Here is a 13,635-nt window from a genome sequence, read left to right on the forward strand (position 1 = left end):
GCCGGGCGCACCCTCACCCGCGCTCGCCCGCTGCCGCGATCGCGGCCGACAGCTCCTCGAACAGCCCGGGCGCGGCGGCGACGACGAGTTCGTCGCTCTCGCTTCCGCCCCGCGGACCTCCGACGAGCGCCCCCGCCTCGCGCGCGATGAGGGCGCCGGCCGCATGGTCCCAGGGGTTGAGCCCGCGCTCGTAGAACGCGTCGAGGCGGCCCGCGGCGAGCGCGCAGAGGTCGACCGCGGCCGACCCCGCCCGCCGGATGTCGCGCACCTGCGGCAGCACGCCGAGCAGCACCTCGGCCTGCTCGCGACGCCGCTCGGCCGAGTACCCGAACCCGGTGCCCACGAGGGCCCGCCCGAGCGGTACCCCTTCGTTGACGTGCAGCGCGCGGTCGCCGAGCCGCGCTCCCCCGCCGGCGAACGCCTCGAACACCTCGCCGGTCGACGGGTTGACGACGACGCCGGCGAGCGCGCGCCAGCTCGACGGCTCGGGCGGGCCGGCCACGACCGCGACGCTCACCGCCCACCCGGGCAGGCCGTAGAGGAAGTTGACGGTGCCGTCGATCGGGTCGACGACCCAGGTGAGCCCGCTCGCGCCGATGAGCATGCTGTCTTCTTCGCCGAGGACGCCGTCGTCGGGCCGCGCCGCCGCGATACGAGACCGGATGAGCGCCTCGGTCTCGCGGTCGGTCGCCGTCACCACGTCGGTCGGCGTCGACTTCGTCGCGGCGACCTCGACGCCGGTGCGCCGGGCGGCGGCCGCGAACTCCGCGGCCTGTACGGCGATTTCGCGCACGAGCGCGAGCAGCGCCGGCAGTTCGGTCGGGTCGACGGATGCCTCGCGCTCGGTCATGCCTCCCACGCTAGCCCCGCCCGCCACCGAGCACAGCGGCCGCGGCCGCGCGGCGGCCGACGGAGCAGCCGGGTGGGTGCGACCGAGTTCAGCCCGCCGCCCCCGCCTTTCGCAGGTGGACGAGCTCCACCCCGGGACGCAGTGCTTCGCGCCGGAACTCGCGGTACCCCTCGCGCTCGTACAGCCGGATGTTCGCCGCGCTCAGGTGCCCCGTGAACAGTTCGAACGACTCGGCGCCGCTCGCCGCCTCGGCCGCGCGCAGCAGCGTCGTGCCGAGACCGCGCCCCTGCTGGTCTGGCGCGACGACGAGCCGCCCGATGTGCGCGGTCGGCCCCTCGACCGTCCAGCGCACGGCCGCGACGAGCCGTCGGTCGAGGGTGACCCCCAGCGCGGGATGCCGCAGCTCGCGCCGCACCTCGTCGAGCGTCTGCGTCAGCGCGGGCAGGAACGCGTCGAGGTACAGCTGCGCCTCCGACACGTAGGCTGCGCGCTGCAGCGTGAGGAGCTCACCGGCATGGGCTTCGGTGAGGGGATGCGGTTCGACGGGATCCAGCGTGCGCACGTTCGCGATCCTATTGCCGCGCGTAGGCTCGGGTCATGGCGGTGCAGCGAATGGACCACGTCAGTGTCATCGTCGACGACCTCGAGGCCGCGACGGCGTTCTTCGGCGAGCTCGGCCTCGAGCGCGAGGGCGGCGCAGCCGTCGAGGGCGACTGGGTCGACCGGGTCAACGGCATCGACGACGTGCGCGTCGACATCGTGATGATGGTCGCGCCCGACGGCGGCCGGCTCGAACTCACCCGGTTCCGCTCCCCCGAGGTGCTCATGCCCGAGCCGTCGAACGCGACGCCGAACCTGCTCGGACTGCGCAGCGTCATGTTCGAGGTCGACGACATCGATGACACCGTCGAGCGCCTGCGCGCGCACGGCGGCGAGCTCGTCGGCGAGATCGCCGAGTACGAGCGGTACTACCGCCTCTGCTACCTGCGCGGCCCGGCAGGCGTCATCGTCTCGCTCGCCGAATCGCTCGGCTGACGCGGCCCCGGCCCGCCCCCTTCGCGTGCCCGGATACGCGAAAACCCCGGTGGAAACCGGGGTTCTTGCTGGTGGCGAGTGAGGGATTCGAACCCCCGAATGCAATGCAGTCTGATTTACAGTCAGATCCCTTTGGCCGCTTGGGTAACTCGCCATCGCACCCGACCACGTTCTGCACACAACCGGGGGCCTGACAAGGATACCCGTCAGGGCCCGCTCGCGGAAATCGAAGCCCGACCGGCCCGAAGACCGCCGGAAGCCGGCCGGCGCACGACCGTGCAGCACGGCTCGGCTGGGCCTACTTCGTGTCGGCCTCACCGTTCGCCGGGGCGTCGCCGGAGGGCTTCGCCGGCGCCGTGCGGCGACGGCGGGAGATGAGCAGCGCGATGGCGCCCGCGGCGATCACGGCCGCGGCGATCGCGATGAACGGTGCGACGTTCGCCCCCGACTCGGCGAGCTCGCCCGCGACCGCGGCGGGCGAGGCGGCCGGCGACGGCGAGGCGGGCGGCGACGCCGGCGGCGAGGCGGGCGGCGAGGCCGGCGGGGTCGACGGCGGGGTGACGACGACCGGCTCGACGACGATCGGCGGCGCGACCACCTCGGCCTCGGTGCCGTCGACGGTCACCGGCGCGGGCGGGGTGAACCCCGCCGGCGGCACGACGATGATGGTGTAGCTGTCGTCCTGCGGCAGGTCGACCGTGTACGTGCCGTCGTCCTCGACGGGCACCTGCAGCTCTTCACCGGTGACGTCGAGCACGGGTTCGCCGGAGGCATCCTCGATCTCGACGATGGTGCCGGCGGGCGGCGGTGCGCCGTCCTCGAGCTCGACGGTGCCGGTGATGGTCGTCTTCGCCGCGGCGGCGGCGATCCAGAGCTGGTACGAGGGCGAGCCGTTGACCGCGCCGTAGAGCAGCTCGACGCGACGCACCGACGAGTCTGGACGGAAGCCGAGGTACGCGCCCGACGTGTCGTCGAAGTTGCCGACGACCGTCCCGGGCACGAAGGCGATGCCGTAGTCGTCGATGTTCGCCGACTCGTCCCAACGGGGAATGTCGGTGAACGGGCCGGGCCCGGCGCAGGTGCTCGGCTTCGGCGACCCGGCGGCGCAGTAGTTGCCGGGCGTCATCGCGCCGAGCGCCGAGACCGGCAGCGGCGCTCCGGTGTCGTCGAATGCGGTCACGAACACCCAGTCGGCGTCGACGTCTCCGAGCACGAAGCCCCAGTCGTCGCCGCGCTCGGCGCCGAGGTCGACGACGGTGCGCGACGGCGGCGGGTTGCCGACCGACGGCGGGGTGGGCGCGAGCGCCCCCGACTTCGGACGGATCGTGAGGTAGGGCTGCAGCCGGCTCGACCCGTACTCGGTGCCGAAGTCGGTCGACGCGTTGAGGAACGCGCTCGCCCCCGACGCCTCGGCCAGCGAGATGCTGTCGCTCGTGAGCGTGATCGGCCCGCCGAACCCCGTCGATGCGGGCAGCGCGCCCGTCGCCGTGAAGGCGTTGGCCGAGCCGCCTACGGTCCAGTCGGCGTAGGCACCGATCTCGGTCGCCGGGTCGACCGCCGCAGCCGGCGCAGCCGCGCCCGCCGCAACGCCCGCCAATGTCAGTGCGATGACCCCGACCGCCCCTGCGAGCGATGTCCCCCGATTCGCCATGCCCGCCATGCTCGCACACGCGCGCGGGCGACGCCAGCGCATCGCGGCCTGCGCCGGCATCGTTCAGACGGTGGATGCCTCGTGGCCGACGCCCCGCCGCGCCCCGATGCCGCTCAGTTCGAGGGCCGCCACCACGGCGCCTCTGCCGTGTCGCCCTGGTCGCGGCGGGTGCCGTCGGCGCGGATGGGCGCCGTGCCGCTCGCGTCGCCGCCACCGCTCGGCGCGGTCGACAACCAGCCCCGGTGCTCGCCGTTCACGACGGGCACGGGCTGTGTGCGCGCCTCGCCGTCGTCGAACGGGCGCGGTTCGCGTTCGTCGACGCGGCCCTGCTCGCCGGAATCGCCCTGCTGCGGCATCCCGGTCATGAGCGCCGACGCCGCGCCGCCGCGCCCACCGCCCCGGAGGCCGGCCCGCTGGATGACGCGCTGGATCGTGAGCCCGCGCTGGTCCGGCGATCCGACGAAGCGGATCTCGCGCAGCCCCTGGTCCTGCGCGGCCGACTCGAAGATGAAGTGGCCGTAGTTGAGCACGCGACCGATGATCGGCTTGTGCACCGAGATGTCGAGGATTCGGGTGAGCGGCATCGTCGCGATGCGCTGCGAGAGGATGCCGTGCACCCGGAACACGCGCATGTTCGTCACCACGAAGCGGTCCATGCGGCGGCCGAGGATGCGCCGGCCGCCGTCGAGCACGAGGAAGAGCGCTCCGAAGATCGGGATGAAGTACGCCGGTGAGGGCAGCACCGTGAGCAGCAGCAGCACGGGGATCGCCGCCGCCACCTCGAGCGCGGCCGCGACGTTCGCCGCCCAGTGCTTGGTGACCTCGTCGACGATCACCTCGCCCTCATCGGCGATGAGGTGCCGCTCGACGTGCGGATCGAAGAAGCCCATGCGCGCTCCGTGCTAGGAGACGAGCGACATGAAGAACGTGCCGATCGAGCCGACGGCGTTGAACACGGCGTCGACGGCGCCCTGCACCGCGGTGGCCGCGTCCTCGGGGCGCGTGATCAGGTAGAACGCGGCGAAGACCACGACGAGGCCGAGGAGTATGCGCTTGACCAACTTCATGGTTTCTGCGTTTCCCTTCATGTTCGTGCGATGGCATGCCGCCACCCCACGAGCCAGCCCTGACCCGGCATTCTTACCGCATGGATGCCTCGGGCCGGGGGCGGCGCGCCGCACGGCGCCCGGGTCGGGGCCGGTCGCCGACCTCCCTCGCCCGATAGGATTTCTCATGACGACGGGCTCGGCGGGGCCGGAGAATGAGGGGCCATGGCCGGCATCGAAGAGGTCGCGAAGCTCGCGGGAGTGTCGACCGCGACCGTGTCGCGCGCGCTCAGCGGCCGCGGCCACGTGTCGGCCGCGTCGAAGGCGAAGGTGCTCGACGCCGCCGCGCGGCTCGGCTACGTCGTGTCGTCGAACGCCTCGTCGCTCGCGTCGGGCCGGACGCGCAACATCGGCGTCGTCATCCCGTTCTTGAACCGCTGGTTCTTCTCGTCGGTGCTCGAGGGCGCGCAGCAGGCGCTGCTGCGGCACGGCTACGACCTCACGCTCTACAACCTCTCGGGCGACGGGCAGGAGCGCGCGAGCGTGTTCGAGCACTTCCTGCTGCGACAGCGGGTCGACGCGGTCATCGCGGTGTCGCTCGAGCTCACCGAGCCCGAAGTGGCCCGGCTGCACGAGCTCGGCAAGCCGCTCGTCGGCGTCGGCGGGCCGATCCCCGGCGTGCGCACGCTCACGATCGACGACGTCGCGGTCGCCCGCCTCGCGACCGAGCACCTCATCGGCCTCGGCCACCGGCGCATCGCGCACATCGGCGGCGACCTCGAGTTCGACGTCGACTTCCACCTGCCGACGAACCGGCGCCTCGGCTACGAGGGGGCGCTGCGCGACGCGGGCGTCGAGCCCGACGGGCGCCTGTTCGCGCCGGCCGACTTCACCATTCGCGGCGGGTACCACGCGACGAAGCAGTTGCTCGGCGCCCCGCACGACCGGCCGACCGCGATCTTCGCGGCCTCCGACGAGATGGCGATCGGCTCGATCCTCGCCGCGCGCGACCTCGGCCTCGTCGTGCCGCGCGACGTGTCGGTCGTCGGCATCGACGACCACGACCTCGCCGACTTCTTCGGGCTGACGACGGTCGCGCAGTTCCCCCGGCTGCAGGGCGAGCAGGCCGCCGAGATCCTCATGGACGAGCTCGAGCCCGCGACCGGCGACGCCCCCGCACCGGCGGCGACGCCGCTGCCGTACGAGCTGCGCGTGCGCTCGTCGACGGCGCGGCCGCCCGAGTAGCGTTCCGCCGGGCCTCGGTCACTCGACCGCGTCGCCCCCGCTCATGACGGCACGTGCGCACGGAGGTAGGCGGCCTGGTCGTCGGGGATCGTGGGAACCGGGACCGTCACGTCGGAGCCGCGCCACGCCGACGGGTTGACGCTGAGCGCCGAGTCGATGAGCGAGCGCGAGACGACCTCATGGCGCGTGAAGCGGATACCGCCGAACGCGTTGAGCTCGAAGTCGCCGACGAACTCCCAGTCGCCGTTGCCGACCGGGTCGAACGCCCCCTCGTAGTGGTAGCTCAGCGGCCACGATCGAGGGTCGGTGCCGGTCGGGATCCGGTTCACGGCCGTGATGACCATGCTCGCCGAGGAGTGCGACCAGTCGCTCGTCTCCGACAGGTCGCGCGAGACGATCGGCGTCGACATCTCGCCGTAGTCGTTGCCCTCCCACGAGACGGTGAGCGTGGCGTGGGCGGTGCCGACCCTGATCTGCGGGAACCGGAACAGCTCGCGCGTGAACGCGTGCTTCGGTCGCATCGCGCCCGGCATCTGCAGCCGCGCCTCGGGGGTCAGCAGCCGCTGCTGCTTGTCGTAGCTCACCGAGAGCGTGCCGCCGGGGAACGCGTTGACCTGGGTCTGCACGATCGACGCCGCGGCGAGGCCCACCTGGATCGCCTCGGCGGCGGTCAGCAGCGCGGCCGGGTTCTGCTGGTAGGCGTACTCGCGCACCTCGCGCGAGGCCGGCACCGCGAGGGCGACCGCCCCCGTGAACAGCTCGGACTCGGCGCGCCGGCGCTCGGCGAGCGCCGCGCTGTCGACGACGCCCTGGGGGCTGCGCACCCGCACCCACTTGGCGATCTCGACGGGCACCTCGTCGAGACGCCCGTCCTCCAGCAGGCGCAGCACCGCCGAACGGCTGAAGGCGTGCGAGCCGATGCCGCACGCGAAGCTCACGATGGCGTCGACCTGGTGCTGTGCGAGAGGGTGCGCGATCTTCAGCGAGATGAAGTCCTCGGCCGAGGCGATCCGCCGGGCCAGTTCCGCATCGCCTGCGTCGCCGGGCGGCAGCAACGGGCGCTCCCAGCGGGTGACGAACGCCCGGCCGGCCGGCGACACCGCGCGGGCGACCGACAGCGACCCCGACCATCGGCTCCCGGCTCGGGCGGCGGGCCGGCGGCGGTCGCCGGTCGGTGCCGGCAGCACCGTGGTCATGAGCATCGACTGAGCCGAAGCCGTCGGCGCGGGAAGCGTGTCGGTCGAGACGGTCAGCGCGCCGGCGCCGACGACCTCGGGTCGGCTGTCGCGAACGAAGTCCCACTCGGCGAAGTCGACCTGGCCGGCCAGCAGCGACGCCGGGAACGGCAGGGCGGCGATCAGGCCGCGCACGATGCCGTTCATGCTGGCGATCGCGCTGCGATAGGCGCCGGTCGCGGCGGCCTCGAAGGTGGCGCCGCCCTTCCACGCCGTCCAGAAGAAGTGCGTCGTCGGCTCGGGCAGGTAGTTGTTCGCGTGCGTGCCGACGCTCGTGCGGGCGCCGACGTGCAGCCAGGCGCCGTTGAGGCTCGAGCCGACGCAGTTCATCATGTAGACGCTGCGCAGGTTGAGCGGTCCGCCGAACTCGGTGCGCAGCGAGCGGACCCGATCGGCGTCGACGCGGCCCTCCGCATCGATGTAGCGGCCCTCGTTGCCGTGCGTCAGGATCAGCAGGTCGACGACGCGGCCCGCTCGCGTGGCGTCGAAGAGCGTCGATCGGAGCTCGGCGAACGTCGCCGTGGAGTCGCGCAGCACCGTGACCTCGCCGTAGACGTCGGGCTTGGCCGCGCCGAACTGCTGCACAGCGAGTTCGGCCGACTCGATCAGGGTGTCGGTGGCGCGGCGCAGGCCGTCTTCGACGGCGGCGACGAGCCGGGCCCGCATCGCATCGGAGAGCACGGTGTCGGCGCCGGGCACGGCGCGGATCACGCGGTCGACCAGGTCGGGGATGCCGAGGTCGATGCCGCCGTTCTCGATGAGCACGACGAGCTGGCGGTCGGCGGCGCTCTGGGCGCGCGCCCAGCCGACACCGGGACGCCGTCCCGGTGCAGCGGCGAATGCGGTTGGCATGATCGTTCCTTCCGGCTGCGTCAGGCTCGGCGCAGGTGGCCGCCGCCGACGAGTTCGGCGATGAGCTGGTCGAGTTGCGCGGTGATGAGGTCGGCGGCCGCGTTGCTGAGCACGGTCGAGCCCGGCGTCGTGTACGTCTGCAACGCCGTGCGCAGGACGGTGAGCCCGGCCGAGGTCGGTTCGGGCGTGAAGCGCCAGACCCGGTCGACGAGCGCGCCGAGGTCGGCTCCGGAGGCGAGGATCGCGGGATCGCGCAGGTCGGCGACCGACTGCGCGACGGCCTGCTTCATCACCGCGAGCGTCGACGACTCGAGCGCCTCGTCGCCGTGCAGGCGCCACGGGACCGCCCCGGCGTTGTTGCCGACCATCACACCGGTGCTGTTGAGATGGTCGTGCAGTGCCTTGACCGCGACGTTGGCGATCTTCTCCGGTTCCTGCTCGGCGGCGCGCTGCAGCAGCGTCGCGAACCGCGACGCGCTGTTGATGTTGGCGTGCCAGCCGACACCGCCGATGCCGATGGTCGGGTCGGCCTGCTCGAGCTCGCTGAACCGGCGGGCGACCTCGCCGGTGAATGCGCGGTTCGCGACGCGGGTGAAGAACGCCTGCCCGGCGGCGTTGAGGCTGCTGCCGTGGTAGAACTCGCGCCGGAACGCGTCGATCACGACCTCCTTGTTGACGAGGTGACCCGATGCGAACGCGTCGGTCAGGAAGTGGTCGGCGAACGCGTTGACGATGAGGGCGCTCTCGAGGGTCGGCGTACCGCTCGGGTTCGCGAGATGCAGCCGCTGCGACTCACGCAGGGCCTGCTGGTGCAGTTCGGCGTAGCGCGCCCGGTTGTCGCCGTGCGCCTGCGGGAAGCTCACCTCGATGACCGAGGGCGGCGCGAAGTGCGTGTAGTTCGTCGCCGCGAGGCGCAGGTAGCGCCCGCCCGTCGCCGTCGACCAGTCGGTCTCGGTCACTGGGTCGTTCCCGGTGCTCGTGCGGTAGTGCGCCGCGCTGCGTCGGATGTGGCCGCGCAGCGCGGTGAGCTCGCGCTCGGAGGCGCCGAGCAGGTCGGCGGGGTTCTCGAAGAAGTCGGGCATCGCGACGAGGTCGCCGTACGTGAAGTCGACGTTCGCGATGCGCAGCGGCACCGTGCCGACGTCGTCGCCGGAGCGCACGTGCTCCCCCGTGTCGAAGAACGGCCGGCTGAGGTCGGGGCCGACGAGGCGGCCGACGTCGCCGAGCCGCACCGACGCGCCGCGATCGGTGGCCGCGCCGAGCGCGCCCCACACCGGGGTCGCCTGCGCCGGCGCTGCGGGAGCGGCCGCGCGCGTGTCGTCGATCGCGGAGAGGTCCTCGATGAACTCGCGCTGTCCGGCATGCACGGGCCCGGCCGCGGCCTGCGCGCGTCGTGCGGCGGCGGTGCCGGGCGCGGGCGCACCACGTCGCGACGCCTCCTCGTCGAAGCGGTCGAACCGGCGCTGCAGCTCGACGCTGCCGAGGTCGAAGCTGTTCGCGTAGGCCATGCTCTCGGCGATGCGGTCGAAGATCGCCTGCTCGTTCTTGGCCGGGTCGACGGGTGGCGGGGGCGGGGGCGGCGAGCCGTCGCGGTCGCGCATGCCGCCCATCGACGGGTCGAACACCTTGCGGCCGGTGAGGATGGCCTGCATGTCGGCCGCGAGGTCGTCTTCGGCGACGCTCGGCTTCGAGGGCGCGAACGCGGGTTCGGGTGAGGATGTCTCCGGCAGCGCCGGCGGTGCCGGGAGCGGCTCGGCGGCCGTCGGCGCGGGAGCGGACGCCGACGGGGCGGCGGCGGGCGACGGCGCGACCGACGGCGACGCCCCGCCCGGCGCCGGCGTCTCCACCGACGGCGGAGCGGCGGGCGCAGAGGGCGACGTCGGCGTCGCCGAAGACGGAGTCGGCACGGTCGCCGCGGCGTACGGGTCGGGTGCGACCGGCGCCTCGGGGGTGCGGACGGTGTCGGCGGGTGCGGGCGGCGTCGACGCCGAGGCATCCGGGGTCGCTGGTGCCGCACCCGGGGCGCCCGGCGCCGAGGGTGGCGTGGCGAGCGGTGCCGGCACGGGCTCTCCGCGCTCGACGACGTACTCCTCGAAGGGCTGCCCGCCCTGTTCCATCACCTCGGTGCCGGGGTCGACGGAGAGCGTCACGGCCCGGCTCCGCCGCGCCGGTGCCGGCGGTCGCCCGCTCGCGTAGCTCGAACGCAACAGCCGCGCGAAGTCGGCGTCCCTGCTCTGCGGTCTCGAATACATGACCCTCACGCCCTCACGTTGACTCGGACGACGGCGAACTGGTCGAACGTCACGACCACCTCGTTGTCGGCGGTGAGCGGATGCTCCTCGTCGAGGAGCAGGCTCAGGTGCGCCGGCCCCCGCGACAGCACCTCGACGAGCTCGCCGTTCAGCACGGCGACCGGCTCGAACGAGGCGTCGACGGCCAGGTTGCGCCCCTCGAGCAGGAGCACCGGTCCGCCCTCGGACTGCGACAGGCTGACCCCGTCGATCGATGGCGCCGACTTGCTGCGCCGAGACTGCTGGATCTTGCGCGCGATCTGGCTGTAGTCGATCTCGGAGTCGGTGACCGCGCCCAGGTCGACCTTGCGCGCCTCGAGCTCCTTGAGGTCGTCGAGCGAGTTGACGCCGATGCGGCGCAGCTTGGTGCGCGTCTGCTCGTCGACCTCGAGCGGGTCGATCGCGTCGACCGGCGCGGTGCCGCGCGCCTTCGTGCTGGCCCGCACCTGCTGGTCGGTGATCGAGTTCAGCTGGATCGTGAGCTTCGACGCGCCCTCCTCGCCGGGCTGCGCGGTGACGAACCGTACGGAGCCGTCGGCGTAGCTCGGGAAGGCGTTCACGTCGAGCGCCACCTCCTTCACCGAGTAGCTCAGGGGCTTGTTGATCGCCTTCACGGCGAGCGTCTCGCGGGTCTTGTCGAGCTCGACGACGAGCGAGTCCACGAAGTCCTCGAGGCGCCACGGCGAGTTCTCAGCCATCGTCCGGCTCCTGCTCGACGACGATGCGGATGGCGTGGAACACCGGGAGGTCGGCGGTCGCGACGTGGTAAAGCGGGGGCACCATGCCGATCTCGATCGAGGAGCCGCGCACCGTGAGGTCGAGCTCGATCGGCGTCTCGACCTCGCAGCCGACGATGGTCGTGCGCACTCCCGCCTCGCGGTCGTCGATCGGCGGCGCGAGCGGCAGCAGCCCGGGCAGCATCTCGTGCAGCGGCACGAACGCCTCGTCCATCATGCGCTCCCGTCGATCACGGCCGACGCGGGCTCGAGCCCGGCCTTCGTCTCGAACACGACCTCGTACCCGTCGAAGGCGTAGCCCGACGCGGTGGGCTCGGCCGATTCCTCGTCGACCGACGCGGCGAGGCCGAGCAGCCGGACGGCCTCGATCACCGGGAACCGCACCTCCTCGTCGGCGGTCGCGAGCACCTGCCCGTAGGGGTCGACCTCGGTCGCCGAGGCGAGGGTGAAGCTCCGCAGCCCGAGCACCGGCACGGCCCACAGCACGCCGCGGGTGTTGCGGCGGCCCTCGAACCGCACGTTCGCGACCGCGTCGCCGCCCTGCGCCGCGAGCCAGGCCGGCGCGGCGAACGCCGCCACGACCTCTGGGGCGAGCGGTTGCCCGCCGTCCCAGAGCGGGAGCAGCGCGTTGAGCTCGTGCACGCTGACCTCGAGGCCGGCCTTGAACCGCCCGGCGGTGAGCCGGCGAACCCCCTCGCCCTGCGGCCTCAGCTCGGAGCGGGTCTGCATGAGCCCGTTGCCCCGGTCGGCGGCGGTGAGGACGACGGAGTACCGGGTCGCGGCGTCGAACCCCCACAGGGGCAGCTCGCGGTCGTCGGCGTCGGTGCTCGCCCACACGCGGTTCCAGAACGACCGGAACCTGGCCATGTCGGTGAGCTCCCTCGGCTCGCCCGCGACGCCGCCGCGCGCCCGCACGCTGCGCACGGCCCCGAGCACGATGCGCGTCGCGCTCGACGCCTGGTAGACGCTGCTCCGGCCCGGCCAGCGGAGCGACGCGGTGACCTCGAGGTCGACCTCGTGCGGCAACGCGGCGAGCTCGGCAGGGGTCAGTGCCACGCTGATCGGCGTGCCCGGCGCGAGGCCGGTGAGCCGCTGCGTCCGCTCGACGAGCCTCGTACTCCCGCCCGGCTCGCCGATCGCGACGTCGAGCACGGCTCGCGGCAGCGGCGTCGTCGGGCCGTCGGTGCCGACGTCGAGCCGGAACCGCAGCGTGACCGCCTGCCCGGCGGCGAACACGGGGCGCGGGCCGCCGAGCCGCGGCAGCGGCGGGGCGAGCACCGGCGCGAGCACGGCCCGGCTCGCGGTGGCGGTGGTCGCCGCCGTGGTCGTGCGCGTGCCGTCGAGGCTCGAGGTGCCGCTCACCGCGCCCGGCGCGGGACCCGTTGAAGCCGCGGGGGGCGCGGCGGCGCTTGCGGCGGGTGCGGCCGCGGCCGCCGGGGTGCCGCTCGGCGCGGCGACCGCCGGGGCGGCACCGAGCAGGCGGCGGAGCTCTTCGATCGCGTCGACCGACTCGCCGCCCGGGCTCCCCGCGGCGCCGGTCGCGGCGCCGTCGCCGCCCGGCGCGGCGCCGGTCGCTCCCCCACCGCCCGGCGCCGCCGCTGCGAGCAACTGCAGCAGCCGCATGCGATCGGCCGAGCCGAGCACCTCGGTCACGAGCCGCAGGTGGTCGGTACGACGTTGGGCGCGTTGCGCCGCAGCCGCGTTCACGAGCTGCGGGAGTGCGCTGAGCACCGAGCCCGCGAGCCCCGCGAGGATCGCGTCGTCGATGCCGGCGATCATGGCGCGCGCCGGTGCGACGCCCCAGTCGATGCGCATCGACTCGGGCGTGGCGAACAGGTCGCCGCCGGCCGGAACCGGGTCGTGCGGCGTCGCGAAGAGGTCGGCGCCCGGCGCCGCGGGCGCGGGCGCGGCGTGGGCCGCCGAGGCATCCGCCGTCGCCGGTGCCGTCGCCGACGGAGCCGGCACCGGCGAGACCGGCGCCGCAGCCGCCGCCCCTGTCGCGGGCGACGCGACGGCCCCGAGCACGCTGCGCAGCAGTTGCGCGAGCGTGTCGGGCGAGAGGGCGGATGCGTCGCCGCCGGTGCCCGACGCACCGCCGGCGCCGCCCGGGCCGAGCAGCTGCTGCAGCACGGGCCCCGCGACGCGCACCAGCGTGCCGAGCAGGTCGTCCATCGACGCGGGCCGGCTGTACGTCTCGCGTGCGCTGCAGGTCGCGACCGCGGTGCGGGCGCTGCGCGGCATCGGCGCCGCGCCCGGTGCGCCGACCGGCGCCGGCTCGCTCGACGACGCGCTCATCGCGAACCCCGATTCGGGAGCGCTGCCCCAAGCGTCGACGCGGTCGTCGTCGCCCGGCGCGTCCACGAAGGCGCCCAGCCGCACCGGCCGCGAGAATGCGGGTGCGCGACCGTCGGGCGCCGCGGCGCTCTGCACCTGCACGAGGCTGCGCGGCTCGGTGACCGCCGACTCCTCGAGAAGGTACCGGGTGCGGGTGTCGAGATGACGCCCGGCGCGGGGATTGCGACGCCATTCGCTGCGCCAGTACGGGCCGTCGAGCACGACGACCCCGTCGACGGTGCGCACCTGGGTGCCGAGCAGCACCCGGAAGTACGGGCTCGTGCCCGTGTCGATCTCGAAGACCCGTGCCTGCCCATCACCGTCCTCCTCCCGAAGCAGTGCAAGCGCCATGAGCGGTC

13 protein-coding genes and 1 tRNA gene are annotated in these 13,635 nt (G+C 73.7%); 3 read left to right on the forward strand and 11 right to left on the reverse strand.

Annotated elements, in window-relative coordinates:
- Positions 1–13: 13 nt before the first annotated feature.
- Both LR269_RS00605 and LR269_RS00610 read right to left on the reverse strand, forming a co-directional pair.
- On the reverse strand, positions 14–850 hold the full coding sequence (locus tag LR269_RS00605) for an inositol monophosphatase family protein (RefSeq protein ID WP_231428777.1): 837 nt from the start codon (positions 848–850) through the stop codon (positions 14–16).
- 88 nt (positions 851–938) lie between these two features.
- Positions 939–1,412, reverse strand: a complete 474-nt coding sequence (locus LR269_RS00610) for a GNAT family N-acetyltransferase (RefSeq protein WP_231428778.1) — start codon at positions 1,410–1,412, stop codon at positions 939–941.
- Between the two features lie 35 nt (positions 1,413–1,447).
- Here LR269_RS00610 and LR269_RS00615 point away from each other — a divergent pair, with 35 nt between their 5' ends.
- Positions 1,448–1,885 carry a VOC family protein gene (locus LR269_RS00615; RefSeq protein ID WP_231428779.1) on the forward strand — a complete coding sequence of 146 codons (438 nt, stop codon included), beginning with the start codon at positions 1,448–1,450 and terminating at the stop codon, positions 1,883–1,885.
- A 69-nt stretch (positions 1,886–1,954) separates the two neighbouring features.
- Here LR269_RS00615 and LR269_RS00620 read toward each other — a convergent pair.
- The 4 genes from LR269_RS00620 to LR269_RS00635 all read right to left on the reverse strand — a co-directional run bounded on the left by LR269_RS00620 (position 1,955) and on the right by LR269_RS00635 (position 4,603).
- Positions 1,955–2,039, reverse strand: a tRNA-Tyr gene (locus tag LR269_RS00620).
- 144 nt (positions 2,040–2,183) lie between these two features.
- A complete protein-coding gene (locus tag LR269_RS00625) occupies positions 2,184–3,536 on the reverse strand; it encodes a hypothetical protein (protein ID WP_231428780.1) in 1,353 nt (450 codons plus the stop codon).
- A gap of 113 nt (positions 3,537–3,649) precedes the next feature.
- Positions 3,650–4,426, reverse strand: coding sequence for a PH domain-containing protein (locus LR269_RS00630; protein ID WP_231428781.1), 777 nt, complete (start codon positions 4,424–4,426; stop codon positions 3,650–3,652).
- 12 nt (positions 4,427–4,438) lie between these two features.
- Positions 4,439–4,603 carry a hypothetical protein gene (locus LR269_RS00635; RefSeq protein ID WP_231428782.1) on the reverse strand — a complete coding sequence of 55 codons (165 nt, stop codon included), beginning with the start codon at positions 4,601–4,603 and terminating at the stop codon, positions 4,439–4,441.
- 204 nt (positions 4,604–4,807) lie between these two features.
- Here LR269_RS00635 and LR269_RS00640 point away from each other — a divergent pair, with 204 nt between their 5' ends.
- Positions 4,808–5,827, forward strand: a complete 1,020-nt coding sequence (locus LR269_RS00640) for a LacI family DNA-binding transcriptional regulator (protein ID WP_231428783.1) — start codon at positions 4,808–4,810, stop codon at positions 5,825–5,827.
- A 41-nt stretch (positions 5,828–5,868) separates the two neighbouring features.
- On the opposite strand, the gene LR269_RS00645 is transcribed toward LR269_RS00640, so the two are convergent.
- Together LR269_RS00645 and LR269_RS00650 are read right to left on the reverse strand one after the other, a co-directional pair.
- The gene (locus tag LR269_RS00645) at positions 5,869–7,914 is read right to left on the reverse strand and encodes a glycoside hydrolase family protein (RefSeq protein WP_231428784.1); all 2,046 of its coding nucleotides are present in this window, start codon (positions 7,912–7,914) and stop codon (positions 5,869–5,871) included.
- Positions 7,915–7,934: 20 nt separating this feature from the next.
- On the reverse strand, positions 7,935–9,566 hold the full coding sequence (locus LR269_RS00650) for a hypothetical protein (protein ID WP_231428785.1): 1,632 nt from the start codon (positions 9,564–9,566) through the stop codon (positions 7,935–7,937).
- Between LR269_RS00650 and LR269_RS00655 the strand changes: the two genes are divergently transcribed.
- A complete protein-coding gene (locus LR269_RS00655) occupies positions 9,565–10,110 on the forward strand; it encodes a hypothetical protein (protein ID WP_231428786.1) in 546 nt (181 codons plus the stop codon). The two genes, LR269_RS00650 and LR269_RS00655, sit on opposite strands and share 2 nt — an antisense overlap.
- Before the next feature lie 61 nt (positions 10,111–10,171).
- On the opposite strand, the gene LR269_RS00660 is transcribed toward LR269_RS00655, so the two are convergent.
- Genes LR269_RS00660 through LR269_RS00670 form a run of 3 tightly spaced genes read right to left on the reverse strand, consistent with a single transcriptional unit; the run spans position 10,172 to position 13,627 of the window.
- Complete coding sequence (locus LR269_RS00660) at positions 10,172–10,903, reverse strand: hypothetical protein (RefSeq protein ID WP_231428787.1); 732 nt, start codon at positions 10,901–10,903, stop codon at positions 10,172–10,174.
- Positions 10,896–11,156 carry a hypothetical protein gene (locus LR269_RS00665; protein ID WP_231428788.1) on the reverse strand — a complete coding sequence of 87 codons (261 nt, stop codon included), beginning with the start codon at positions 11,154–11,156 and terminating at the stop codon, positions 10,896–10,898. Before LR269_RS00665 ends, LR269_RS00660 begins: the two co-directional genes overlap by 8 nt.
- Positions 11,156–13,627 (reverse strand): hypothetical protein, encoded by a 2,472-nt coding sequence (locus LR269_RS00670; RefSeq protein WP_231428789.1) that lies wholly within the window; start codon positions 13,625–13,627, stop codon positions 11,156–11,158. Before LR269_RS00670 ends, LR269_RS00665 begins: the two co-directional genes overlap by 1 nt.
- Positions 13,628–13,635 lie beyond the last annotated feature (8 nt).

This window comes from Agromyces sp. S2-1-8, assembly GCF_021129215.1.
Lineage (GTDB): Bacteria > Actinomycetota > Actinomycetes > Actinomycetales > Microbacteriaceae > Agromyces > Agromyces chromiiresistens.

Coding starts and splice junctions, on each gene's coding strand:
- LR269_RS00660 (WP_231428787.1), bottom strand. CDS start 10,903: ATGGCTGAGAACTCGCCGTGGCGCCTCGAGGACTTCGTGGACTCGCTC.
- LR269_RS00665 (WP_231428788.1), bottom strand. CDS start 11,156: ATGGACGAGGCGTTCGTGCCGCTGCACGAGATGCTGCCCGGGCTGCTG.
- LR269_RS00645 (WP_231428784.1), bottom strand. CDS start 7,914: ATGCCAACCGCATTCGCCGCTGCACCGGGACGGCGTCCCGGTGTCGGC.
- LR269_RS00605 (WP_231428777.1), bottom strand. CDS start 850: ATGACCGAGCGCGAGGCATCCGTCGACCCGACCGAACTGCCGGCGCTG.
- LR269_RS00640 (WP_231428783.1), top strand. CDS start 4,808: ATGGCCGGCATCGAAGAGGTCGCGAAGCTCGCGGGAGTGTCGACCGCG.
- LR269_RS00625 (WP_231428780.1), bottom strand. CDS start 3,536: ATGGCGAATCGGGGGACATCGCTCGCAGGGGCGGTCGGGGTCATCGCA.
- LR269_RS00615 (WP_231428779.1), top strand. CDS start 1,448: ATGGCGGTGCAGCGAATGGACCACGTCAGTGTCATCGTCGACGACCTC.
- LR269_RS00655 (WP_231428786.1), top strand. CDS start 9,565: ATGTCGGCCGCGAGGTCGTCTTCGGCGACGCTCGGCTTCGAGGGCGCG.
- LR269_RS00635 (WP_231428782.1), bottom strand. CDS start 4,603: ATGAAGTTGGTCAAGCGCATACTCCTCGGCCTCGTCGTGGTCTTCGCC.
- LR269_RS00670 (WP_231428789.1), bottom strand. CDS start 13,627: ATGGCGCTTGCACTGCTTCGGGAGGAGGACGGTGATGGGCAGGCACGG.
- LR269_RS00630 (WP_231428781.1), bottom strand. CDS start 4,426: ATGGGCTTCTTCGATCCGCACGTCGAGCGGCACCTCATCGCCGATGAG.
- LR269_RS00650 (WP_231428785.1), bottom strand. CDS start 9,566: ATGCAGGCCATCCTCACCGGCCGCAAGGTGTTCGACCCGTCGATGGGC.